This is a genomic window from Alicyclobacillus sp. CIJ1 (assembly GCF_057538885.1).
The window spans coordinates 271,322-294,374 of record NZ_BAAJPH010000063.1; the positions used below are offsets into that span (position 1 = coordinate 271,322).

General features: G+C 65.7%; 17 protein-coding genes, 1 pseudogene and 1 riboswitch. Of the genes and pseudogenes, 13 read left to right on the forward strand and 5 right to left on the reverse strand.

Translation table 11 applies throughout. From position 1 onward, the window contains the following. The first annotated feature begins 10 nt into the window (after positions 1-10). Complete coding sequence (gene cydD / locus AC27E8_RS02775; protein ID WP_487099579.1) at positions 11-1,759, forward strand: thiol reductant ABC exporter subunit CydD; 1,749 nt, start codon at positions 11-13, stop codon at positions 1,757-1,759. Further along, on the forward strand, positions 1,756-3,576 hold the full coding sequence (cydC, locus tag AC27E8_RS02780) for a thiol reductant ABC exporter subunit CydC (protein WP_487099352.1): 1,821 nt from the start codon (positions 1,756-1,758) through the stop codon (positions 3,574-3,576). Before cydD ends, cydC begins: the two co-directional genes overlap by 4 nt. Here cydC and thiE read toward each other — a convergent pair. From thiE to tenA, 4 genes are read right to left on the reverse strand one after another with little or no spacing between them, the layout of a single operon-like run. Then, entirely contained in the window at positions 3,515-4,144 is a 630-nt protein-coding gene (gene thiE, locus AC27E8_RS02785) for a thiamine phosphate synthase (protein WP_487099351.1), read from the reverse strand. The genes cydC and thiE overlap by 62 nt on opposite strands. 5 nt (positions 4,145-4,149) lie before the next feature. Next, positions 4,150-4,947 (reverse strand): hydroxyethylthiazole kinase, encoded by a 798-nt coding sequence (gene thiM / locus AC27E8_RS02790; RefSeq protein ID WP_487099578.1) that lies wholly within the window; start codon positions 4,945-4,947, stop codon positions 4,150-4,152. A gap of 36 nt (positions 4,948-4,983) precedes the next feature. After that, on the reverse strand, positions 4,984-5,877 hold the full coding sequence (thiD, locus tag AC27E8_RS02795) for a bifunctional hydroxymethylpyrimidine kinase/phosphomethylpyrimidine kinase (RefSeq protein WP_487099350.1): 894 nt from the start codon (positions 5,875-5,877) through the stop codon (positions 4,984-4,986). Beyond that, entirely contained in the window at positions 5,861-6,559 is a 699-nt protein-coding gene (gene tenA, locus AC27E8_RS02800; protein ID WP_487099349.1) for a thiaminase II, read from the reverse strand. The genes thiD and tenA overlap by 17 nt, the downstream gene beginning before the upstream one ends. Before the next feature lie 44 nt (positions 6,560-6,603). Next, positions 6,604-6,702: riboswitch (TPP riboswitch) on the reverse strand. A 72-nt stretch (positions 6,703-6,774) separates the two neighbouring features. Here tenA and AC27E8_RS02805 point away from each other — a divergent pair. The 6 genes and pseudogenes from AC27E8_RS02805 to fdhD all read left to right on the forward strand — a co-directional run bounded on the left by AC27E8_RS02805 (position 6,775) and on the right by fdhD (position 15,507). Further along, on the forward strand, positions 6,775-7,584 hold the full coding sequence (locus AC27E8_RS02805) for a Nif3-like dinuclear metal center hexameric protein (protein ID WP_487099348.1): 810 nt from the start codon (positions 6,775-6,777) through the stop codon (positions 7,582-7,584). A gap of 95 nt (positions 7,585-7,679) precedes the next feature. Next, the gene (locus AC27E8_RS02810) at positions 7,680-8,624 is read left to right on the forward strand and encodes an EamA family transporter (protein WP_487099347.1); all 945 of its coding nucleotides are present in this window, start codon (positions 7,680-7,682) and stop codon (positions 8,622-8,624) included. Positions 8,625-8,992: 368 nt separating this feature from the next. Then, a pseudogene (locus AC27E8_RS02815) lies at positions 8,993-11,128 on the forward strand (thioredoxin domain-containing protein). Between the two features lie 68 nt (positions 11,129-11,196). Further along, positions 11,197-14,157 (forward strand): formate dehydrogenase subunit alpha, encoded by a 2,961-nt coding sequence (gene fdhF / locus AC27E8_RS02820; RefSeq protein WP_487099346.1) that lies wholly within the window; start codon positions 11,197-11,199, stop codon positions 14,155-14,157. A gap of 4 nt (positions 14,158-14,161) precedes the next feature. Next, positions 14,162-14,668: a helical membrane plugin domain-containing protein gene (locus tag AC27E8_RS02825; RefSeq protein WP_487099345.1), complete on the forward strand. Its 507-nt coding sequence runs from the start codon at positions 14,162-14,164 to the stop codon at positions 14,666-14,668. Continuing rightward, entirely contained in the window at positions 14,665-15,507 is an 843-nt protein-coding gene (gene fdhD / locus AC27E8_RS02830) for a formate dehydrogenase accessory sulfurtransferase FdhD (protein WP_487099344.1), read from the forward strand. Before AC27E8_RS02825 ends, fdhD begins: the two co-directional genes overlap by 4 nt. Positions 15,508-15,555: 48 nt before the next feature. On the opposite strand, the gene AC27E8_RS02835 is transcribed toward fdhD, so the two are convergent. Beyond that, complete coding sequence (locus tag AC27E8_RS02835) at positions 15,556-16,458, reverse strand: 1,4-dihydroxy-2-naphthoate polyprenyltransferase (protein WP_041695277.1); 903 nt, start codon at positions 16,456-16,458, stop codon at positions 15,556-15,558. Positions 16,459-16,697: 239 nt separating this feature from the next. Between AC27E8_RS02835 and menB the strand changes: the two genes are divergently transcribed. Genes menB through menH form a run of 5 tightly spaced genes read left to right on the forward strand, consistent with a single transcriptional unit; the run spans position 16,698 to position 22,974 of the window. Next, complete coding sequence (gene menB, locus AC27E8_RS02840; protein WP_014464780.1) at positions 16,698-17,516, forward strand: 1,4-dihydroxy-2-naphthoyl-CoA synthase; 819 nt, start codon at positions 16,698-16,700, stop codon at positions 17,514-17,516. Between the two features lie 58 nt (positions 17,517-17,574). After that, positions 17,575-19,104, forward strand: a complete 1,530-nt coding sequence (gene menE / locus AC27E8_RS02845) for an o-succinylbenzoate--CoA ligase (RefSeq protein WP_487099343.1) — start codon at positions 17,575-17,577, stop codon at positions 19,102-19,104. Continuing rightward, the gene (locus tag AC27E8_RS02850; RefSeq protein WP_487099342.1) at positions 19,101-20,456 is read left to right on the forward strand and encodes an isochorismate synthase; all 1,356 of its coding nucleotides are present in this window, start codon (positions 19,101-19,103) and stop codon (positions 20,454-20,456) included. Before menE ends, AC27E8_RS02850 begins: the two co-directional genes overlap by 4 nt. Beyond that, a complete protein-coding gene (gene menD / locus AC27E8_RS02855; RefSeq protein WP_487099341.1) occupies positions 20,453-22,141 on the forward strand; it encodes a 2-succinyl-5-enolpyruvyl-6-hydroxy-3-cyclohexene-1-carboxylic-acid synthase in 1,689 nt (562 codons plus the stop codon). Before AC27E8_RS02850 ends, menD begins: the two co-directional genes overlap by 4 nt. Further along, positions 22,138-22,974, forward strand: coding sequence for a 2-succinyl-6-hydroxy-2,4-cyclohexadiene-1-carboxylate synthase (gene menH / locus AC27E8_RS02860; protein WP_487099340.1), 837 nt, complete (start codon positions 22,138-22,140; stop codon positions 22,972-22,974). The genes menD and menH overlap by 4 nt, the downstream gene beginning before the upstream one ends. Positions 22,975-23,053: the final 79 nt, after the last annotated feature.

Here is a 23,053-nt window from a genome sequence, read left to right on the forward strand (position 1 = left end):
GGTGAAGCCCATGCGTTCCGTCACTCGTCACCTGCCTGTCGCGACGCGCCAGGAACGACGTACGTTTCTGCTCGCATCCGCCGCGTCCGCGCTCGCGGGGCTCATGGTGCTGCCGCAGGCGTGGTACCTGTCGCGGGTTGTGAGTTCTGTATTCCCGCGTGCGAACGGGTCACACGCGTGGCTCGCCGCGCTCACCGCGTTCTTCGCCGTCATTGCGGCGAGAGCGCTCCTGATGGCAGCCGCCAAGTGGCTGTCTCAGCGCTTCGCCTCGCATGTCAAACGGCGCATTCGGCGCGAGATGGTGGAGCAAATGGCTGCGCTTGGGCCGGTGGCGGTGCGCCGCCATCCGGCCGGAGCGTGGCGGACGTGGCTCACGGACGGGATCGACGGAATGGACGCGTATCTCGCGAGCTACCTCCCGCAAGCCGCCGCTTCTGCGGCCGTTCCGATGGCCATCCTCGCGTTTGCCGCGATCGAGGATCGGTTGACGGCGGTCATTCTTGCGGGGACGGTGCCTTTCATGGTGCTGCTGCTCGTCCTCGTGGGACAGGCGGCGCAGAAGGCCACCGACAGGCGGTTTGAGGCCCTCGAACGGCTCGGCGGCCATTTCCTCGACGTGGTTCGCGGGCTTTGGACGCTGAAAGTGTTCGGGCGCAGCCGAGCGCAGGTGGAGATCATTGAGCACGTGGCGGACGACTACCGGCGGACGACGATGAAGGTGCTCCGGCTCGCATTTCTGTCCTCGCTCGTGACGGAGCTTTTTACCATGGTGAGCATCGGCCTCGTGGCCGTCTCGCTCGGCATCCGCCTCTTGAGCGGCCACATGGATTTCGCCGCGGCGCTCGTGCTGCTCCTGCTCGCGCCGGAGTATTACTTGCCGATTCGCACGGCGGGTGCCCAGTATCACGCAGCGCGGGACGGCGTGGCGATGCTCGAGCGGCATCGCGAGGTGCTTGAGACGCCCATACCGGCCATGCCAGCGCGCGACGGAGGCCGGACGCCGCTTTTGAGCCCTAAGGGCGTCACCATCGAGTTTCGTCACGTCACGGTCCGCTACCCCGGCGCCGCGAAGCCCGCGCTTCAGGACGTCTCGTTCCGGATTGGCCCGCGCGAGCTGGTCGCAGTCGTCGGGCCGAGCGGCGCGGGCAAGAGCACGCTCCTCGCCGTGCTGCTCGGCTTCATCCGGCCGGAGTCAGGCGAGGTGCTGGTCGGCGGCGTGCCGCTCGACGAGATCGATCTCGGCGTGTTTCGCGGTCATCTGGGTCTCGTCGCGCAGGAGCCGGCGTGGTTTCACGCGACGATGCGCGACAATCTCACGTGGAACGAGGCGCGATCCGACGAGGAGATTCGGGAGGCGCTTTGGATGTCGGGGCTTGACGAGGTCGTCGAGCGGTTGCCTGGCGGCGTCCGCGCGGAGCTCGACGGCGAGCGGGTGCAGCTTTCGGGCGGCGAGCGGCAGCGGCTGGCCCTGGCGCGTCTGGTCCTCCGGAGGCCGGCCGTGGCGCTGCTCGACGAGCCGACGAGATCGCTCGATCTCGCCACCGAGCGCGCGCTTGAAGAGCGGCTTTTGCCGTGGCTGAAGGAGCGCACGTCGCTCGCCGTCGCGCATCGGCTGAGCCTCGCGCTCGCGGCGGACCGCGTGCTCGTGTTGGACGGAGGCCGCGTCATCGAGGAGGGGCGGCCGGAGGCGCTGCTCCAGGCAAACGGCGCCTTTCGAGCGATGGTCCGCCGGTACCGCGGCGAGGAGGTGTCCGCATGATGCGCCACCTTCGTTGGATGCGTCGCTGGCTGCGCCCGGCGCGGGGTCGCCTGCTCGGCAGCTTGGGCCTGTCGATGGGCACTGCGCTTGCGGCCACGGCGATGATGGCCACGGCCGGGTATCTCATCTCGGCGTCGGCGCTTCGCCCGCCCACCATCCTGATGCTCTGGGTGCCGATTGTCGCCGTGCGGTTCTTCGGCACGAGCCGGGCGGCCATGCGCTACCTGGACCGACTCGTCTCGCACGACGCCATTTTGCGCCTGGGGGCGCGGCTTCGTGCGCTCGTCTTCGCCCATCTGGACGCTCAACCCGACGCGTGGCTCGGGCGCAGGACGGGTGAGGCGCTCGATCTCGTCCTCGCGGACATGGATCGGCTGCAGAATCTGCTTCTCCGCCTGGCGCTTCCGCTGGTGAGTGCCACGGGCGCGAGCGCCGTCACCGCAGTGTGGCTTTGGCGGATCAATCCGCGACTTACGGCCATCTTTACCGCTGGCGTGCTCCTGGTGGGTGTGATCCTGCCGGGACTGCTGCATGCGCTGACGGCCCGGTGGCAGAAAGCTCGAGACGCCCTGCGGCGCGCCCGCACGGCCGCCCTGGACGATCTCGTCCGCGGGCTGGAGGAGGTGCTGGCGCACGGGGAGGCGGGCCGGGCGCTTGCGCGGCTTTGGGAAGCTGAAGCGAAGGAAGATGCCTTCACTGCGAGGCTCGATGCGGCGAAGGCGGCGGCAGAAGGACTGTCGTTTGCGGCGGCCATGGCGACCGTCGGCGGCCTGCTCGCGGAAGCCATTCGCCTGCACCTCGCGGCGTATCTGCCCGGCACCCTGATGGCTGCCATCGCGCTCGCCGCCGTGGCCTCGTTTGAACCGTGGCTCGCGCTCGGATCCATTCACGCGGAGGCGCGCGAAATGGCCGTGTCCGCCTCTCGGTTGGCAGGGGCCGCGCCTCTCGCCGTGCGCCGCCGGGACCCGGAGCCGGAAGCGGCGATGTGCGAGGGCGACGTTTCCTCCGCAAACACGGTCCTGTCCATCAAGGGGCTTAGCTGTCGCCGCGGCGCTCTTTGGGCCCTCCAGGGAATCGATCTCGAGGTCAAGCGCGGCCAGCGCGTCGCGATCGTCGGGGACAGCGGCGCGGGGAAGACGACGCTGCTCGAGGCCGCCCTGGGTCTCATCCCCATCGAAGAGGGCGACATCCGCTGGTTCGGGCGCCCCATCGAGGCGTGGTCGGACGCGGATCTTCGCCGACTCGTGACCGCGGTGCCGCAGGACGCGTATCTGTTCCACACGTCCCTGAGGCAGAACCTCCTCTTAGCGCGCCCCGACGCGACGGACGAGGACATCGCGCGGGCGCTCGAGGTCGCGCAAATTGAAGATCTCGTGGCGCGCTTGCCGGATGGCCTGTCCACCGTCGTGGGAGATCGAGGCTTCGCGCTTTCGGGCGGCGAGCGCCAGCGCATCGCCCTCGCGCGGGCCGTGCTCCGCGGCGCGGAAGTTGTGCTCTGCGACGAACCGACCGCTTCGCTCGACGTCGAGACGGAGCGGGCGTTCGTGGATGCGTTCTTCCGCGCGACGGAAGGAAGGACGGTCGTTTGGATCACCCACCGGCTGGTGGGGCTTGAGCGGATGGACGACATCCTGGTGATGCAGGGCGGTCGCGTGGTGGAGCGGGGGACGCACGCCGCGCTTCTGCGGCAGGGCGGCGTGTATCGACAACTCTGGGACTTGCAGCGCGACCGAGCGTTTGGCGCGCAAAACGGGCTCACAAGGATGTCCGCTGCGCCAACGCCGCGGCCGCAGCTTTCGGGTCGGGCGCCGACATGATGGCTGATACGACCGCGACGCCGTCTGCGCCTGCAGCCATGACCTCCGGCGCCCGCTCGACGGTGATGCCGCCGATGCCGACGATGGGAATGCGGACGGCGCGCTTGCAGGCGGCGAGCACATCCAGGCCCGTGAGGACGGCGTCGCCTTTGGTCGCCGTGGGATACACGGATCCGACGCCGAGGTAATCGGCGCCGTCCTGTTCGGCCTGCACCGCTTCGCTGACGGATCGCGCAGAAACGCCGACGACGAGCTCGGGAAAGCGAGATTTCACGAGGGAGGCGGGGAGGTCCGTCTGTCCCACGTGCACCCCGTCCGCGCCCGACAAAAGGGCGATGTCGAGCCGGTCGTTCACGATGAAGAGCGCGCCGTGGGCGGACGCGAGCTCCCGCAGGCGAAGGGCGAGCTTGAGCATGGGCCCGCCGTCCTCCTGTTTGCGCCGCAACTGCACGCAAGTCACGCCGCCCGCGAGCGCCTGCTCCACGATGGCCGCGACCTCCTCGTGGTCCGGGCGGTCGTCCGTCACGAGATACACGCGGAGCTTGTCCGTCCAGTCCCGCCTTGTCATCCCACTCATCCTTTCCGAATGCGCGCCCGGGCGTCGACGTCGCCTGGGGTCACGGCGTATAGCGCGTCAAGCAGCCGAACCTGAAAGCTCCCCGGTCCGCTCGCGCCCTCGGCTGCCATCTCGGCCGCCACGTTGAAACACGTGATGGCGGCGACGGTCGCCTCGAGGAGCCCGCCCTTGGTCCCATCCGAGACGGCCACAAAAGCGCCGATCACGGCCGTCAGCGAGCACCCGGATCCGGTGATGGCCGCTTCCCACGGATGGCCGTTTTCGAGCTGGTATACCACCTCGCCGTCCGTGACGAGGTCCCGCTCTCCCGTCGCCGCGACGACGAGGCCGCGATCGCCCGCGAACCGCATCATGGCGTCGACCAGTCCGGTCCCGGCAGCCTTGGCGTCGACGCCCGCCACCTCGCCGCCCGCGCCCGTGATGACGCCGATCTCGCCCTGATTGCCGCGCAGAACCTGGATGTTCCGCGCCTCGAGGAGCCGCATCGCCGCGTGGGTGCGGTACGGCGTGGCGCCGGCCCCGACGGGATCGAGCACAATCGGCACGCCGCGGCGGTTCGCAGCTTCGCTCGCGAGATCCATGCTCGTCACGACGTACGGGTCGAGCGTGCCCAGGTTGAGCGCGAGCGCCTGGGCGATGGCAACCATGTCCGCGACCTCCTCGTGCGCGTGCGCCATGACGGGCGAGGCGCCGAGCGCGAGTAGAGTGTTGGCTGCAACGTTCGTCACGACCAAGTTCGTGATGTTGTGGACGAGCGGGCGCTCCTCGCGCACGCGCTGGAGCCATTGTCCCATCTGCATGTGCAAATCTCCCTTCGGCTGAGCCAAATCTCAGAGTGGAGGAGCGGTCTCGGCAAACTGGTGGCCATCGAACACGTACATCCGCCCGGCCTCCACCCGCTCCGGCCAGACAGGGGATTGGCTGTGATCCGTGGGCCCATGCCCGCGGCCGACGTCCCAGTCCGCGGCCGCCGCGATGGCGCGCGAGATGTACGACTTCGCCGCGGCGATGGCCTCGAGCGGCCGAGCACCGCGGGCAAGGGCAGCGGCGATGGCGGACGAAAATGTACAGCCGGTGCCGTGAGTCTTGTGGCTCGGGACGCGGGGGGCGGCGAAAAACGTCCAGGTGCCGTCGTGGAACACCACGTCGATGGCGAGATGGCCCGCGCCTTCGAGATGTCCGCCTTTGACCACGGCATACTGCGCGCCGAGCCCTGCCAGCGCCTCGGCCGCCCGCGCCGCGTCCGCGAGCGAGCGGATGGGGATGCCGGTCAGTCGCTCTGCCTCCGGCGCGTTGGGCGTCGCGACGAACGCGAGCGGCAACATGCGCTCGATCACGGCCGCGACATCGTCCGGATGGAGCAGCGCCTCGCCGCCTTTCGCGATCATCACCGGGTCCACGACGATGGGGCAGTCGACGCCCGCGAGGATTTCCGCGACGGCGTCAATAGCGGCTCGATGACCTAGCATGCCCGTCTTGATGGCGTCAAAGCCCAAATCGTCGCGCACGGACTCGAGCTGCGCGCGCACGATGTCCACGGGCAGCGGATACACGGCCTGCACACCGACAGTGTTCTGCGCGGTGACGGCGGTGAGCACGCTCATGCCGTACACGTCGAACTGGTGGGCCGTCTTCAGGTCCGCCTGGATGCCTGCGCCGCCGCCCGAGTCGGATCCGGCGATGGTCAGCATGCGCGCCACGTGGCCGTCAGGGCGTCGAAACATCCTGCACCGCCTCCTTGGGAAGCCACGACTCGCCGCGGTACGCCATGTCGAAGAACCGGTACTCGAGGTGGCAGCTCGCGACGAACGCCGCCTCGACCCGGCGAGCCCGCTCGGGCGAGAAGTGGGCGGCCTCGCGATCGATCATCGCGAACAGGCGGTGTGTGGCGCCCTGCATGCCGGGATCGGCGTAGAAGCGGATCCATGCCGCGAAGGGGTGATCTGGCCGCTCCTCGAGGATGGGTTCGAGCCGCTGGCCGATCTCGACATACACGTGATGGCACGGCAGGATGGCCGCCACGAGTTCCGCGAAGTCGCCGCGCGCCGCCGAGGCCAGGAGGTGGCTCTCGTAGTGGTGCAGCGTGGGCAGCTTCGGCCAGCCCTCCACGTCCTGCGCCGTCGCCCCCGCGTAACTAAGCAGGTTGTCGTGCGCCTCGGTTTCGCCGCCGAGGAGAAGCGCCATGCGCCCGTGGAAGTCGGCCACGTCTTCGTGCCTTGGCGCGAGCGCCGCGGCATGCGCGAAGACGCGCAGATAGGTCTCCAGATACGGCTCGTCCTGGCTGACGTAGCGAATGGCCGCTTCTTTTGGAAGGTTCCCTTCGGCGATTCCTCGCACGAACGGATGGCGCACAATGGCGTCGAGAATGGGATTGGACATGGCAATGAGCGATGCGGAAAAGGACATGGAAAACGCCTCCTCTGCCGGAGGCCATAAGGGGAACACGGGAGGGGTCCCATGCGCCACTTTCCTACGCTGGCATTACCCAGGTCAGGTTCAAAGGGTTCGGGGTGTCCCCCGTCTCAGCTTTCGCTCCCCTAGTGGCATCCAAGCTCGTTTGCAATCTATCATAGCATCTGAGAGAACCGCTGGCCATGGCGGCCTGCGCTGGGGGCGTTTCCATGCGCGTGCGAGACGTGATCGCGGCCGTTGAATCGATGATGCCTTGCGATGACCGGGCCATCTCCGTCGACGGCCTCGTGTGCGGGGATGCGGAGGCGCCGGTGCGCGCCGTCGGCGTGACGTTTGTCGCATCCGTGTCCGCCGTGGAGGCGGCGCGGGCGAATGGGATTGATCTTCTGCTCAGCCACGAGGGCGCCTTCTTTCGCCACCAAGGCGATGCGCCCGCCAATGACGCCGTCGCTTCGCAGAAGAAGCGGCGCTTGCTCGATCTCGGCGTCGCGGTGTATCGCCTGCACGATCGGCCGCATCGCACGGCGCCCGACTGGATCGCCGAGGGGCTCGCGGAGGCGCTTGGGTGGGCGGCGGACGTGCGTCTGCGGCTTGCGGCGCCGTGCGACGTGCCGGTCTCCGTCTGGCCGGAAGGCCGGCCTATGGACGACGTGGTGCGGGAGGTGTGCGCTCGGCTCGGCCTGCCGCGCGTGCGCATCTCCGGACGCGCTGACGTGGTGCGCCGCGCCGCGCTTTTGCCCGGCTACCGGGGCACGGGCGATCTCGTCGCCCACGTGTTCCAAGAGACGGGCGCCGATGTGGTGTTGGTCGGCGAGGGGCCGGAGTGGGAGGCCATGGAGTACGCGCGCGATGCCGCCGAGCTGGGACTTTCCCGCGCGGTGTTATGGCTCGGTCACCAGGCGAGCGAGTCGCCGGGCATGCGCCGTATTGCGGAGGCTTTGAGGCTCCACTGTACCGTCCCAGTCTTGTGGTTGGATCAGCCCCAGGCGTACACGTGGTTTGAGGGCGGGGATGGCTGATGTATGCTCGGTCATCGAACCGCAAGTTTCACCACGGTTGAGGCGCCCGAGTCTCCATCGGCCCATCCCGAACAGTGGAGAGAGGATGAAGGTTCGTGTTCGACACCCTGTCTATCGCACAACTCGTGCGGTCCGTCGCACAAACGGATCGATTCCGCCGTTGGCGAGGCATTTCGCTCGCGCTGCTCGGCTCCGTATTGTGGGGCGTCTCCGGAACAGCGGCACAGGTTTTGTTCCACGCCTATCACGTCGGTCCGGCGTGGCTCGTCGCCGTTCGAATGGTAGTCTCCGGCGTGCTGCTCCTCGCTGCCGCCTGTTGGACCGCGGGTCCGGCCGCGGTTTGCGCGCCATGGCGATCCCGGGCGTCCGCGTTCCGGTTGACGATCTTTGGCCTCGCCGGACTCCTCGGCGTCCAGTACACCTACTTTGCCGCCATTCGGACGGGAAATGCGGCAACCGCCACCGTTCTCCAATACATGGCCCCTCTCGTCATTGTCGCGTATGGAGCCGCGCGATCTCGTCGACTGCCTTCGCATCTGGAAGCCATCTGCGCGGCGCTTGCCATGTCAGGTTGCTTTCTCTTGGTCACGGACGGCCATCTCGGGCGGCTCGCGGTCTCCGATGCCTGCGTGATCTGGGGGCTTTTGTCGGCCGTCGCTGTAGCCGTCTACACGCTGTATCCTGTACCGCTGCTTGCCACTTTCGGCCCGCTGGTGGTCACGGCCTGGGGGATGCTGATTGGCGGTTCCGCCATGGTGGCCATCGGCTTGCCTCACAACGGAATACCTGCGCTGCCTTTTGGCGGGTGGTTTCTCGTCGGCTTTGTCGTGTTGTTTGGCACGCTCGTCCCGTTCTATTTGTATTTGGCCAGCCTTCGCGACATCACGCCGGCGGACGCGAGCCTCGTCGCGAGCGGCGAGCCGCTGGCGGCGACTGCGCTCGCTGTGACTGTGCTGCATCAGCCCCTGACCTGGGCAGCGCTACTTGGCATGGGTTGTGTCCTTTTGACCGTCACGCTTTTGGCGCGGGCGAAGTCCTAGGTGATGAGTGCCCGCGCGCGGCCCGGGCTCGTCTGCCGAATGAGCGTTGTGGCGAAAACGAGGACCGTGTACAAGAGAACGCCGCCCTGCGTAGGAGCGGCGTTTTTCAGGAAGATACGAGCATTCCGTAGGAATTAGGTCAACTGAACCGTGGCTTGCGCGAGACTCAGCATTCCGCCTTGGATCACCATGTCCACGTTCTTGGTCAGGTTGGTAGGCACGTCGAATACGACGTTGCCCGACATGGGTCAACCGAGAGATGGATCCCTGCGAGTTAGAGCTCAACCGAAGTCGCCACGTGCGTACGCTGCTCACACGGATCCAATCGTCGTCGTTTTCCGTATCTTCCTCGGTCGAATTGCGGTAGAATGAAGGAAAACGAATCCAGAAAGGATGTGCGCGGCGTGGCTCACGAAGGACCCGCGAGGCACACGAATCGGTTGATTCACGAAAAGTCTCCGTATCTGCTCCAGCATGCCCATCACCCCGTCGACTGGTACCCCTGGTGTCCAGAAGCCTTTCAACGAGCCAAGCGCGAGTCGAAGCCCGTGTTTTTGTCCATCGGGTATTCGTAGCCCCTTCGGGGGCCCAAGGAGTTCCCTTCGACCTGCCATTGGTGTCACGTGATGGCCCACGAATCCTTCGAGGATGAGACTGTGGCCGCCATCCTCAACGAGCACTACGTCGCCATCAAAGTCGACCGCGAGGAGCGCCCGGACATCGATCACATCTACATGACCTATTGCCAGGCCCTGCAGGGTGAGGGCGGATGGCCGCTGACCATCATCATGACGCCCGACGGGCACCCGTTTTTTGCAGGAACTTACTTTCCCAAGACGCCGCGATACGGGCGCCCAGGGCTGATTCAGATCCTGCAGGAGATCGCCAGGCTGTGGCAGACGGATCGCGCGCGTCTGGAACGGGCGAGCCGATCCATGGCGGAGCGCATGCAGCCCCTGTTCGAGGGACAAGCGGGTGAGGCGCGCGGCAGGGAAGCCGCGGACCGAGCGTACCAGGCGCTCGAAGCGGCGTTTGACCACGAGTACGGTGGATTCGGCCCGGCACCGAAATTTCCCACGTTCCACCGCGTGCAATTTTTGCTGCGCTACGCGCGGCTGCGCCCGAACGAGCGCGCGGCAGCCATGGCGTTGTCCACGCTTCGCGCCATTCAGCGGGGCGGCATTGTCGATCACGTCGGTGGCGGCATGGCGCGCTACAGCACGGACCCGTTCTGGCGCGTGCCGCACTTTGAAAAGATGCTCTACGATAACGCGCTCGCACTCGCCGCGTATGCGGACGCCTACGTCCACGCCAAAGATCCGGCGTTCCTGCGCTTCGTCCGGCAGACCGTCGCGTTTTTCGATCGCGAGATGCAATCACCCGAGGGCCTTTACTACAGCGCGGTAGACGCGGATTCGGCGGGCGGAGAGGGCCGCTTTTACCTCTGGCGGCCGGAGGACGTGATCGCGGCACTCGGTCCTGAAGATGGAGAACTGTTCAACGCCTTCTACGACATCACGGAAGCCGGCAACTTCGAGGGCGCGAACGTGCCGAACTACATCGATCAGGATCCGGCGGCGTTTGCGGCTTCTCGCGGCATGACCGAAGAAGAGCTCTGGCAGAAGCTCGACGCCCTCAACGAGAAGCTCCGCGCGGTTCGGGACGCGCGCGAACGCCCGGCCATTGACGACAAGTGCTTGACCGCCTGGAATGCGCTCATGGCGTATGGACTTGCGCGCGCTGGCCTTGCGTTTGGAGAAACGGCGTGGGTGAACCGGGCCACGGAGGTGGTGGCTGCCATCGAGCGTATCCTCGTGCGCCCTGATGACGGCAGGCTCCTCGCGCGGTATCGGGACGGCGAAGCCGGGATCTTCGCCTATGCGGACGATCACGCCTATCTCGTCGCCGCGTATCTGGAGCTCTATCGCGCGACGCTCGACCGCGCGTATCTCCATCGCGCCCGGCATTGGCAGGCGGTGCAGGATGCCCTCTTTTGGGACAAGGCTCAGGGCGGGTACACGTTTTACGGCCGAGACGCGGAGTCGCTCATCGCGGTGCCGAAGCCCGTGTATGACGGCGCGATGCCGTCCGCCAACAGTCAGTCGGCGCACAACCTCTGGATGTTGCACGCGCTGACCGGAGACGCCGAATACGCGGATCGGCTGGATGCACTCTTGCGAGCGTTTGGCGGGGACATCAGGTCGGCGCCCATGGACTGCCTGTGGCTCGTGACCGCGGCCATGATGAGCGAAGTGGGATCCACGGAAATCGTCATCGCGGCGCCACGGGAGGAAGCGGCGCGGCGGGCCAGGGAACTCGGGGCCATGGAGCTGCCGGAGGCGGTCTGGCTGACGAGTGACGCGCGCGGCGACGCGTCCATGTACCCCACGGCAGAACACGGCGCGCCGCAATACTTCGTCTGTCGGGGCTTTCGCTGCGATCGCCCGGAAACGGACTGGAAGGTGGTGGTGGAAAGTCTGCGGCAGCCGCCCGCGTGGAACTGAACGGTTGCCAACCCATTGGGCATCCTAAGGGAAGACGTTGTGACCATCCGAGTGCAGGAGGGATCGAGATGAGCGTTGATTTCAAGCGAATCTTCACGCTGGACGGATCGCCCCTGACGGCGACCGAGGGGGAGACCGTCCTGCAGGCGATGTTGGCGGCCGGCCTAGACTTTCCTCACATCTGTTATCATCCTGCGCTGGGCCCCATCGAGACCTGCGACACGTGCATGGTGGAGGTGGACGGCGAACTCGTCCGGGCGTGCGCGACGCCAGTCAGGGAAGGTATGTCGGTGCGCACCAAATCCGTGGCCGCGCGTTACGCGCGCAAGGAGGCCATGGACCGCATCCTGAAAAATCACGACCTCTACTGCACGGTGTGCGACAACAACAATGGCAACTGCGTGGTGCACAACACCACCATGGCAATGGACATCGACCACCAGTCGTACCCGTTCCGCGAGAAACCGTACGAAGTCGACATGTCCCACCCGTTCTACAGGTACGATCCGAGCCAGTGCATCCTCTGCGGGCGCTGCGTCGAGGCGTGTCAGAACCTGCAGGTCAGTGAGGTGCTTTCCATCGACTGGGACCGCGAGATTCCGCGCGTCATCTGGGACAACGACGTGCCCATCAACGAGTCGTCGTGCGTCTCGTGCGGCCACTGCGTGACCGTCTGCCCGTGCAACGCGCTCATGGAAAAGTCGATGCTCGGCAAGGCCGGCTTTCTCACGGGCATTGAACCGGAGCCTTTGCAGCGGATGATTGACGTGACGAAGGCGGTCGAACCAGGTTACCGCGCCATTTTCGCCATCTCGGAAGTCGAGAGCCACATGCGGAATTCCCGCATCAAGCGCACGAAGACCGTGTGCACGTACTGCGGTGTGGGCTGCTCGTTCGACATCTGGACGAAGGACCGGGACATCCTGAAGGTCGAACCGCAGATGGAGGCGCCGACCAACCAGATCTCCACCTGCGTCAAGGGAAAGTTCGGTTGGGATTTCGTGAACAGCCCAGACCGCCTCACGAAGCCCCTCCTTCGGAAGGGGGACAAGTTTTACGAGGTGTCCTGGGACGAGGCCTTGGACTTCATCGCGAAGCGCGTGACCGAAATTCGCCAGCAGTATGGCGACGACGCCGTGGCCTTAATCTCGTCGTCGAAGTGTACCAACGAGGAAAACTATCTGATGCAAAAACTCGCGCGCGCTGTGCTCCACACGAACAACATCGACAACTGCTCACGCTACTGCCAGTCTCCCGCCACCGAGGGCCTGCGCCGGACCATGGGCTACGGCGGCGATACCGGTTCGCTGCACGATCTCGCCATGGCCGATCTGCTGATCATCGTCGGCGCCAACCCGGCCGAATCCCATCCCGTCTTTTCGACCCGCATGCGGCGGGCCAAGAAGAAGTACGGCCAAAAGCACATCGTGATCGACCTGCGTGAACACGATCTCGCGCATCGCGCTGACCTGTTCGTACGTCCGAATCCGGGAACCGATTTGGTGCTCATCTCGGCCGTCACGAAGTACATCATCGACCAGGGCTGGCACGACGACGAGTTCGTGCGCCAGCACGTCGACGGGTTCGATGCGTTCGTCCGCTCACTCGAGCCGTACACGCTGGAGTACGCCGAGCGCGTGACGGGGGTGCCGCGCGACACCGTGATTCAGATCGCCCAGATGATCCACGAGGCGAAGTCCACCTGCATCTGCTGGGCGATGGGGGTGACACAGCACAAGGGGGGCAGCGAGACCAGTACCGCCATTTGCAATCTCCTGCTCGTGACGGGCAACGTCGGGCGGCCAGGCACCGGGGCCTATCCGCTTCGAGGCCACAACAACGTCCAGGGCGCGGGCGACATGGGCTGCAGCCCGGTATACATGCCGGGCTACGAGCGCGTCGACGATCCAGCCGTGCGCGCAAAGTACGAGACCGCCTGGGGCGTGGAGCTCCCGACGAGCAAGGGGCTTGACAACCACGAGATGGTGGACGCCATCCACGAGGGCAAACTGCGGGCGCTCATCATTCAGGGCGAAGAGATGGCGCTCGTGGACTCGAACTCGCATTACGTCCGCGAGGCGTTCGCGAAGCTGGATTTGCTCGTCGTGATCGACGTGTTCTTCAGCAAGACGGCCGAGTATGCGGACGTGGTGCTCGCCGCAAGCCCGAGCCTCGAGAAGGAGGGCACCTTCACGAACACGGAGCGGCGCATCCAGCGCCTGTACCAGGTGTTCGAACCGCTCGGGGATTCCCGGCCAGACTGGATCATCCTGCGCGATCTCGCCAACCGCCTCGGGGCCAACTGGACGTACGGGCATCCGTCCGAGATCCTGGAGGAAATGGCGAGCTCGGCGGCGCTGATGCAAGGGGTGCGCTGGGATCGGCTCGAGGGCTATCGAAGCTTGCAGTGGCCGGTCCATCCTGACGGGACCGATACGCCGCTGCTCTACACGAACGGTTTTCCGTTTCCGAATGGGAAGGCGCGACTTGTGCCCGCCAAGTGGATTGAGCCGACCGCGTTTGAACCGGAGTACGATCTCCACCTGAACAACGGCCGCATGCTTGAGCACTTCCACGAGGGGAATCTGACGTATCGCGTGCACGGCCTCAAGGAAAAGGTGCCGACGACGTATCTCGAGGTGTCGCCCGAACTCGCCAAGGAGCGTGGCATTGAGACGGGGGCTCTCGTGCGTCTTATTTCACCGTATGGGGAGTTGAAGGTGCCGGTCGTGGTGACGGATCGCGTCAAGGGCAAACAGATGTACTTGCCGATGAACACTTCGAACGACGACGAGGCTATCAACATCCTCACGTCGAGCGAATCGGATGAGACCACGCACACGCCAGCGTACAAGGAACTTCAGGTGCGGATGGAAGTCATTCGGCCGCGCGGCGAGAGTCCCATGACGAGGTTCAACTTCCGGATGCACAGGCCGAATCCTCAGCCTGGCGTCCGCGTCGAGCGGAAGTGGTCGCGGCGCGGTTACGTGCCGGTGACCGAGGCGGCGAAGGAAAAGGCGAGGGGGTGAGACCATGGCGCAACCGATTCGGGAGATTGTGCGCGAGCCGCGGGACGAGCGGCGCGAGGCGCAGGCGCGCGTGGAAGAGGCAATGATTCAAAGTGCGGACGGCATTGTGGACGGGCTCAGGCTGCTCCAAGCGTGCGAAGAGAAGGGGCTCATCCCTATCGTGCGGGCTTTGGTCGAGCAGGGAGACGACGTGCTGCGCGTGGTCGTTCATGCGATTTCGCGCAAAGGGGTGACGGACGGGCTCAAGAACTTGATTGGCATCGTGCAGTTCTTGAGCGTCGTCCCGCCCGAAGACATGGAGCGCGTGTTTCACGCGGTGGCCAGAGGCCTCGAGCGCGCCGCCGAGGGTGAGGCAAACGCGAGAATGGGGGTGTATGATGTCCTTAGGGCGCTGCGCGATCCGGACGTCGGCCGCTCGCTCGCCATGTTGTTCGCCTTTCTGAAGGGCATGGGCAGCGGGCTTGCCGAACCGGGCGAGTCGGCGCACAAGGACAGGGGGCCTGAGGTGTGAATGGCGTGTCGCGCTTTGGGGGAGCGGAGACGCAGAGGCGCTTCGTGCTCCGGTATCGTTCCGGTCAGTACCGCGAGGAGGAGGACGTGATCGCGACGGAATTCGCGCTCACGCTGTTCGTCAACGGCGAGGAGTTTGCGACGCTCGTGTGCACGCCGACCTACGCGGAGGATCTGGTGTATGGCTTTCTCGCGTCGGAAGGGGTCATTCGCGGCGTGGACGATGTCGAGTCGATTCAGGTGAGCCTGTGGACGGGAACGGCTCGCGTGCAGACGAAGTCCGGCGCTGTGCTTTCCCCGGCCCTTTACAACAAACGGTACATCGGGTCTTGCTGCGGGAAGGGGCGTCAGAGCTTCTATTTTCAGAGCGACGCCCTGACCGCGCGGCCGGTCGAGGATCCGGTGACGATCTCGGCGGACGACGTCTTTCGGGCGATGGATCTCCTCGACGCGTCGTCCGGGCTGTTCGAGGAAACGGGCGGTGTGCACGTGGCGGCGCTGGTTCGAGATGGGCAGCTCGTCCTGGCCAGGGCGGACATCGGTCGCCACAATGCGCTGGACAAGATCTACGGACACTGCCTGCGGGCGGGCGAGCGCCTGTCGGGCACAGCCGTGGCGTTTAGCGGCCGGATCTCGTCTGAGGTGCTGCTCAAAGTCGCCAAGATCGGCGTGGGGGTCGTGATCGCCCGAGGCGCGCCGACGCTCCTCGCCGTCGATCTCGCCGAGGAGTTGAACATCACCGCCATCGGCTTTGTCCGCGGCCGGTCCTTCAACGTGTACAGCCATCCGTGGCGCTTGGCGGACGCGAAGAAGGTACGGGGCGCCATCGAAGGGGCGTGAAAAAAGCGGGCTGCCGAATCACTCGGCAGCCCGCTCGTCTTTGACCTTCTAAAAGCGGAGCGTGGAAACGAGGAACGCGCACACCATCAGGACGCCAAACCGGAACAGGAGGTTCGAGGTGCCCTTCACGGCCTTGTGGAGTTTGGCCGGCTCCGTGTACTGGTAGAAGAGGCGAACCACGTAGACCGCCGTCGGCACCGTCAATAGCACGAGGAGCGCGAACGGCGTCAGCACGCCGAGGGCCACCATCGCCACGACGACGAGATACGCGGCCACAAACACGCTTGCGAACAACACGCGGCCCCGCTCCCGGCCGATGAGGATGACCATCGTGCGCCGTCCGCCTTCGGCATCCTGTGCCATGTCGCGCATGTTGTTGGCAAACAAGATGGCGCCAATCAACAGACCAATCGGGATGGACACCCACAGCGCCCGCAGCGTGACGGTCCCACTCTGGAGGTAGAACGCAATCAGCACGATGGTCGGTCCCATCGCGGTGGCAGCGGCGATCTCGCCGAACGGGGTGTAGGCGAGAGGCACCGGGCCGCCCGAGTAGAAGTACCCCACAGCCATGCACAAGACGCCCACTAGGGCCAGCCACCAGCTGGTCGTCGCGCAGAGGTACACGCCCAAAAGCAGGGCGGCGGCCAGAAACGCGAACCCCAGACGGAGCACCACCTTGGGCGGAACGCCATCTCGCACGATGGTGCCCGCGATGCCCACCATGCGCTCGTCGTCCAAGCCGCGCTGATAATCGTAGTATTCGTTGAACATGTTGGTCGCCGACTGAATCAGAATCGAAGCCAACAGCATCGCGACAAAGCGCCACAAGTGAAACGGATACGACGGCACGGCGACAGCGGTGCCGACAATCACAGGAACAATGCTCGCCGTCAGGGTGAACGGGCGAAGCACGCGCCACCATACGCGCAGGCGGCTCGCACCTGTCAATACAAGTCACCTCACACAAGAGAGGACGTTCATCGCCTCAAGAGAATCGCTCAAACGGCCCGACCGAATCGCGGTTTCACGAGAGATCAGTCCCTCGCGATCCTACCACTCGCCCTTCTCTCCGGCAACCGTCCATCGCTTTTGCAGGCCCATGGGACAAGGTCTATAATGAGTTCGCGTCAATCGGCGAGATCGGACATCAACAGGGCCTAAACCACTTTGCGCGAGGAGGCTTTCTCATGACGCTCAATTGGGAGCGAGTGAAAGAGTACACCGACATTATCTACGAGCGGGCCGAAGGCATTGCGCGGGTCACCATCAACCGCCCGGAGGTCCGAAATGCGTTTCGACCGGAGACCGTGATGGAGATGATCGACGCCTTTCAACACATCCGCGACGACAGTTCCACTGGTGTGGTGCTGTTGCGCGGCCAAGGGGACGAGGCGTTCTGCTCCGGCGGCGATCAGCGCGTGCGCGGCCACGGTGGCTACGTGGGCAGCGATGGCGTGCCGAGACTGAACGTGCTGGATCTGCAGCGGCTCATCCGCACGTTGCCCAAACCGGTTATCGCCGTGGTAGCGGGTTACGCCATCGGTGGGGGTCACGTGCTCCACGTCTGCTGTGACCTGACGATTGCAGCGGAGAACGCTGTGTTCGGCCAGGTTGGGCCCAAGGTCGGTAGCTTTGACGGTGGCTACGGCGTCTCGCTTCTCTCGCGGCTCGTGGGCCAGAAGAAGGCGAAGGAAATCTGGTTCCTCTGCCGGCAGTACAACGCTCAGGAAGCCCTGCAAATGGGGCTCGTGAACGCGGTGGTTCCCCTCGAGCGGCTTGAGGAAGAATCGATCCGCTGGGCGAAGGAAATCCTGGAGAAGAGCCCAATTGCCATCCGCTTCCTGAAAGCGGCGTTCAACGCGGACACCGACGGCGCGGCCGGGCTGCAGCAGTTTGCGGGCGACGCCACGATGCTGTACTACATGACGGACGAGGCGAAGGAGGGCGCCCGAGCGTTCCTCGAAAAGCGTCCGCCCGATTTCAGCAAGTTCCCGCGGCTGCCCTGAAGCGGCGAGTCCACGCCTGTCGACAACCGCGTTTGAAGGCGGGGGGTGAACGGCCATCATGAATGTAGAGCGAGCGCAGGCGCCCGTCGCCTTCTTGCCGGATTGGCTGTCGCTCCACGCGGAGCGCAGACCCGGGCGCGTGGCACTTCGGTCGGAACATCGCGCCGTGACCTACGCCGAGCTGTACGCCGCGGCGAGGTCGGTGGCGGCCAGGGCATTCGCGCTCGGTGTCCGTCCGGGCGATCGCGTCGCCGTGATGTGTCACCAGGGACTCATGCACGCGCTTTGCCTGCACGCGCTGATGTTGCTTCGCGCCGTTCTCGTGCCACTCAACTGGCGGCTTCAGCCGCACGAACTGGCGTATCAAGTCGAGGACTGCGGAGCGTCCTATGTGCTGTGCGACGAATCGGCGGCGCCACTCGCGTCTCGGGTGGCGGACATCGTGTCGCGCCCCGTGCAGACCGTGATCCTGTCGGAACGCGCTTGGGAGGCCGAGTCGCGCGAGGGGTCCGTATCTGTCGCGCCCATCGACGTGTCCCTTCCCTCGGTGCACGCCATCGTGTACACGAGCGGCACGACGGGCAGGCCCAAAGGCGCCATGATCACCTATCAAAACCATTGGTACAGCGCGATGGCGTCGGTACTTCAATTCGGCCTCGATCCGGACGAGCAGTGGCTCGTCCCGATGCCGCTTTTTCACGTCGGCGGCATGGGTGTGCTCATGCGGAGCCTGATCTACGGGACGACGGCCGTCGTACACGATCGGTTCGACGCGGAACGGGTGGATCACGCCTTAGATTCCGGCGAGATCACGCTGGTGTCGCTTGTGCCGACGATGCTCGCGCGGCTTCTCAAGCTGCGGCGTGGGCCGTACCCAGCGCGGCTGCGCGCCATCCTGTTGGGCGGCGCGGGCTGTCCTCGCCCTGTGCTGGAGCGCGCGCTCGAGCTCGGCCTGCCGGTCGCGCAGAGCTATGGGCTTACGGAGACGAACACGCAGGTGGCGACCATCGACCTAGCTGACGCGCTGCGCAAGATGGGGTCGTCCGGGCGCCCGCTTGCCAACACGCGCATCGCTGTACAGGGCCCGTCTGGACCCACGACGGCGCCTGGTGTCGAGGGTGAGATCCTCGTGCAGGGCCCGACTGTATTCGCTGGTTATTATAACAGAAAAGAGGAGACGGAACGCGCGCTGGCCGGGGGATGGCTCCACACGGGGGACATCGGGCGCTTCGACGAAGAGGGCTTTTTGTACGTGTTGGATCGGCGCGCGGATCTCATCGTGTCGGGCGGGGAAAACGTGTATCCGGCCGAGATCGAGTCGCAGCTGCTCGCGCTTCCCGGTGTGGTGGACGCCGGCGTCGTGGGAAAACCGGACGACGAGTGGGGGCAGGTGCCCGTGGCGTTCGTGGTCCTGGAGCCAGGCAAGGTGCTCACGGACGAAATGGCTGGCGCGCTTCGCGAGGAGCTTCGAGGTCGGCTCGCACATTACAAGGTGCCCGCCGAAATCCGGCAAGTCGAGGCGTTGCCGCGCACGGCGTCCGGCAAGCTGATGCGCTACGAGATGAGAAAGTGGGTGATGCAGGAATGAGCGTGACGGCGCAGGAAGCACTGCGACAAAGCCTCTTCGCGCGAATCGTCGAGGCATTTACCGAGGCGTCGGCGCGCGGGCAGACAGACCTGCCCGTTCGGCTGCGCGTTCCGTGGGACCGCTCGCTTGCGTCGCTCGCCCACTGGCATCGCTGGGAACCCGCTGTCTACAGCCGTCCGCCAAGCGGAGAAGAGCGTTTTGGGGTGGGCGTATACCGCCGGCTGGTGGCGAGCGCGGACGACGACTGGGACGATCTGAAGGCTCGCTTTGCGCAGGAACAACTTCCGGCGGACCTGCCGTGGTTTGGGGCCGTTCCGTTCGATTTCCACGCGCTTCCGCTCGGCATCTGGGCGGCTTGGCCGAAGTCCATCTGGTTTGCGCCCAGGCTGTACCTCACGAAGGCGCCTTCTTCGGACGTGGCGAATGTGGTCTACATGCCGCCGCGCGGCGCTGAAGAGATGGACGTGCGCGCGGACGTCATGGATCTCCTCGACGTCCACGGTGAAGACCCCTCAGGGAAGCGCCCGGTCTTCGAAGAGCCTGAGGATTTTCGCCGATTCGCGGACAAGGTCCATCGCGCGCTCCGAGAGATTGGTCAAGGGCGGCTCAGCAAGGTGGTGGTCGCCCGCTTCGTCACCGGCCGCGTCACGCGCCCGCTCGACGAGGCTCTCGAGATGCTTGCTTCACGGTATCCCGAGAGCCATGTCTTCGCGCTCTCCTGGCAAGGGAGATGGCTTTTGTCCGCGAGCCCCGAGCGACTCTGTAAGGTCCGGGCGCAGATGGCCGAGATCGACTGTCTCGCCGGTACGGCGCGCAGAGGCCAGAGCGACGAGGAAGACCGCAAGCTCCAGGACGAGCTCCTCGCGAGTGCGAAGATTCAGCGGGAGCACCGAGCCGTGGTCGATCACGTCCTGCAATCCATCGCGCCGCTCTGTGAGCGCGTGGAGGCCGAGCCTGAGCCCGCGGTGCTCAAACTGGCAAACGTTCAGCATCTGCGGACGCGGGTGTGGGGGCGGTTGAAACCTGGCGTAGGGCTGTTCGACCTGGCGAAGGCGCTTCACCCGACGCCCGCGGTTGCAGGAACACCCCAGCGGGAGGCCACGAGTTATGTGACCGCCCATGAGGGCTGGCCGCGCGGGTATTACGCGGGTGCGTTCGGAACGTATGCCCAGGGAGAGGGCGAACTCGACGTGTGCCTGCGCTCAGCCTTTGTCGACGCCGGGGAAGCCGCGCTCTTCGCGGGCTGTGGGATTGTCGAAGGGTCGGATCCGGTCGCCGAGTGGCAGGAGAGCGAACTCAAGCTCAGGCCGATGCGGGAGGCCTTGGGCGTGCAAGGGGAGGTCGGGCCTTGAATCCGGATCTGTGGCCTGTGCACGCGCTGGTGGACGGATTGTACGCGAGCGGGGTGAGACGCGCGGTCATCTCGCCGGGATCGCGCAACACGCCGCTCGTCTTTGCGCTCCTCGAGCACGGCGGCATCGCGCCCGTCTCCCATATGGACGAGCGATCCGCCGGCTTTTTCGCGCTTGGCCTAGCCCGCCAGTCAGGAGAGCCCGTGGCCGTGGTCTGCACGTCCGGCACGGCGGTGGCCAATCTGTATCCCGCCGTCGTCGAAGCCTATTTCTCGCGGGTGCCCCTCGTGGTGTTGACCGCGGATCGGCCCGCTGAACTGCGCGAGGTCGGGGCCAATCAGACCATCCGCCAACCGAATCTGTTCGGCGCGCACGTGAAGTGGACTTGTGAAACACCCGTGCCCGAGGACAGGATCGACTTGGCGCTCAACCTGCGGGGCCTCGCCCTGCGCGCCGGGCTCGTGGCCAAGACCGTCCCCGAGGGTCCGGTGCACGTCAATGTGCCGTTTCGGGAACCGCTCCTTCCTCCCCGCAGAAGCGAATCCCGTGAGCTCGAGGAACTTTCCGCCATTCAGGGGCACCCTGCCGCCGGAGCCCTGTGCGTGCCCTCTGCGCTCGCTCAGGTGGAGGAGGCGCTTTCCCGCGCTAGGCGGCCTGTGATCGTTGCCGGCCCCATGCGCCCGGGGTCCCTCGCGCAAGGCGTGGCTCGATTCGCCGGCGCGTCCGGCATTCCCCTTTTGGCGGACATCTTAAGTCAGTGCCGCGACAGCGAGTCGAGTGTGCCGCACTACGATCTCGTCCTCCGCGCGGGGGCTGCTCCAGAACCTCCGGATCTCGTCCTGCGCTTCGGCGGCGAGCCCACGTCCAAGGTGCTCGCCTCGTGGCTTCGGGAAGCGCGGGCAGCGTTCGTGGTGTTTGACGAGACGCCCCTGTATCGCGACAGCGGACATCACGCCACGCACGTGGTCATCGGCGACCCGACGCCGTGGCTCCATGAGGTGCACGGCGCGCTCGGGAATTGGAGCGAGTACCGGGAGGTCTGGCGGCAGGCGTCCGACGCTGCGCGGCGCGCGCTCCAGGAGTCTCTGCCCTGGTTCGAGGGCGCGGCGGTGCGCATGGCGGTCGAGTCTCTGAACCCGGGTCACGTGCTCGTGCTTGGCAACAGCCGGCCCATTCGGGATGCTGACGCCTTGGCGCTGCCGAGGGCGGGGGTTGAAGCTTATGGAAATCGCGGCGCCAGCGGGATCGACGGTGTCACATCTACGGCGCTCGGCCACGCCGTCGCTTCCGGGCGACCGACGCTCCTCGCGATTGGAGACGTGTCGTTTTACCACGATTTGAACGGGCTTGCCGCAGCTCGCGAACTGTCGTCTCCGTTCGTCGTGGTCCTTGTGCACAACGGCGGCGGCGGGATTTTCCGCCATCTGGCGCAGGCGGAGAGGCCGCGCGAGATCGATTGGTTCACCACGCCACACGAGCTGGACTTTGCGCCCATGGTTCGCGCGTACGGGGGGACGTACGTGCGCGCTGACGATGCCGGTGACCTGATGGCCGGACTGCGCGAAGGGATGGAGCGTCCGGGGCTCACGGTGGTGGAGGTTCGCTTTCCAAACGAGGAGAGCCCGCGGATCTACCGCGATCTCGTCGCGAGGCTCGCGAGCGCGATGGGCGTGGGTGCCCGATGAAGCGCGTGGCTTTGGTCCGCGGCGTTCGATACGCGTACCGGCTCGTCCCGGGCGGCGAGCCGTGTCTGTTTCTGCACGGCTTCACCGGCGCGGGCGACGTGTTCTTGCCCGTCCTGGAACGGCTTGCAGGCCTAGGGTGCCGGCCGTGTGCCATCTTGCCGGACCTTCTGGGGCACGGCGCAAGCGACGTGCCCGATGACGCCGGGCGCTATTCCATGGACGAAACCGTGCGCGATCTCGACGCGCTCCTCGAAGAGCTCAGGATTCCGTCCTGCCAAGTGGTGGGGTATTCGATGGGCGGGCGCGTCGCACTCGCATTTGCCATTGCTCATCCTGAGCGCGTGCGCGCGCTCGTCTTGGAGTCTGCGTCGCCCGGGATTGAAGATGCGAGCGAGCGTGAGGCGCGCCGGCGCGAGGACGATGCGTTGGCGGACGAGATCGAAGCGCGCGGTCTCGAATGGTTCGTCTCCGAATGGGAGCGCCGCCCCATCTTTGCGACGCACGAAGCGCTGCCGGAAGAGGAGAAGGCGCGCCAGCGCGCCATCAGGCTTTCGGGAAGCGCGCGCGGCTATGCCCAGAGCCTGCGCGGGTTAGGGACGGGGCGCCAGCCGTCGTATTGGGACGCGTTAGGGCGGCTGACGATGCCAGTGGCCTTAGTTACAGGAGCGCTGGACGCGAAGTTCACAGGGATGGGCAAGCGCATGCAATCGCGCCTTCAAAACGCCGTGCACGTTGCCATCGAGGGCGCGGGTCATACGCCGCATTTGGAACAACCGGACCGGTTCGCAACTTGGCTCGCGCAGTTCCTCTCTTCGCCGGGGCGCCTGCATTGAGCGCGAGGCGCCCGCCCCGTTTGTAAATGCACCGTAAAGTTTGTAAATCCACATCGGACAAATCTTCACATCAAATTCA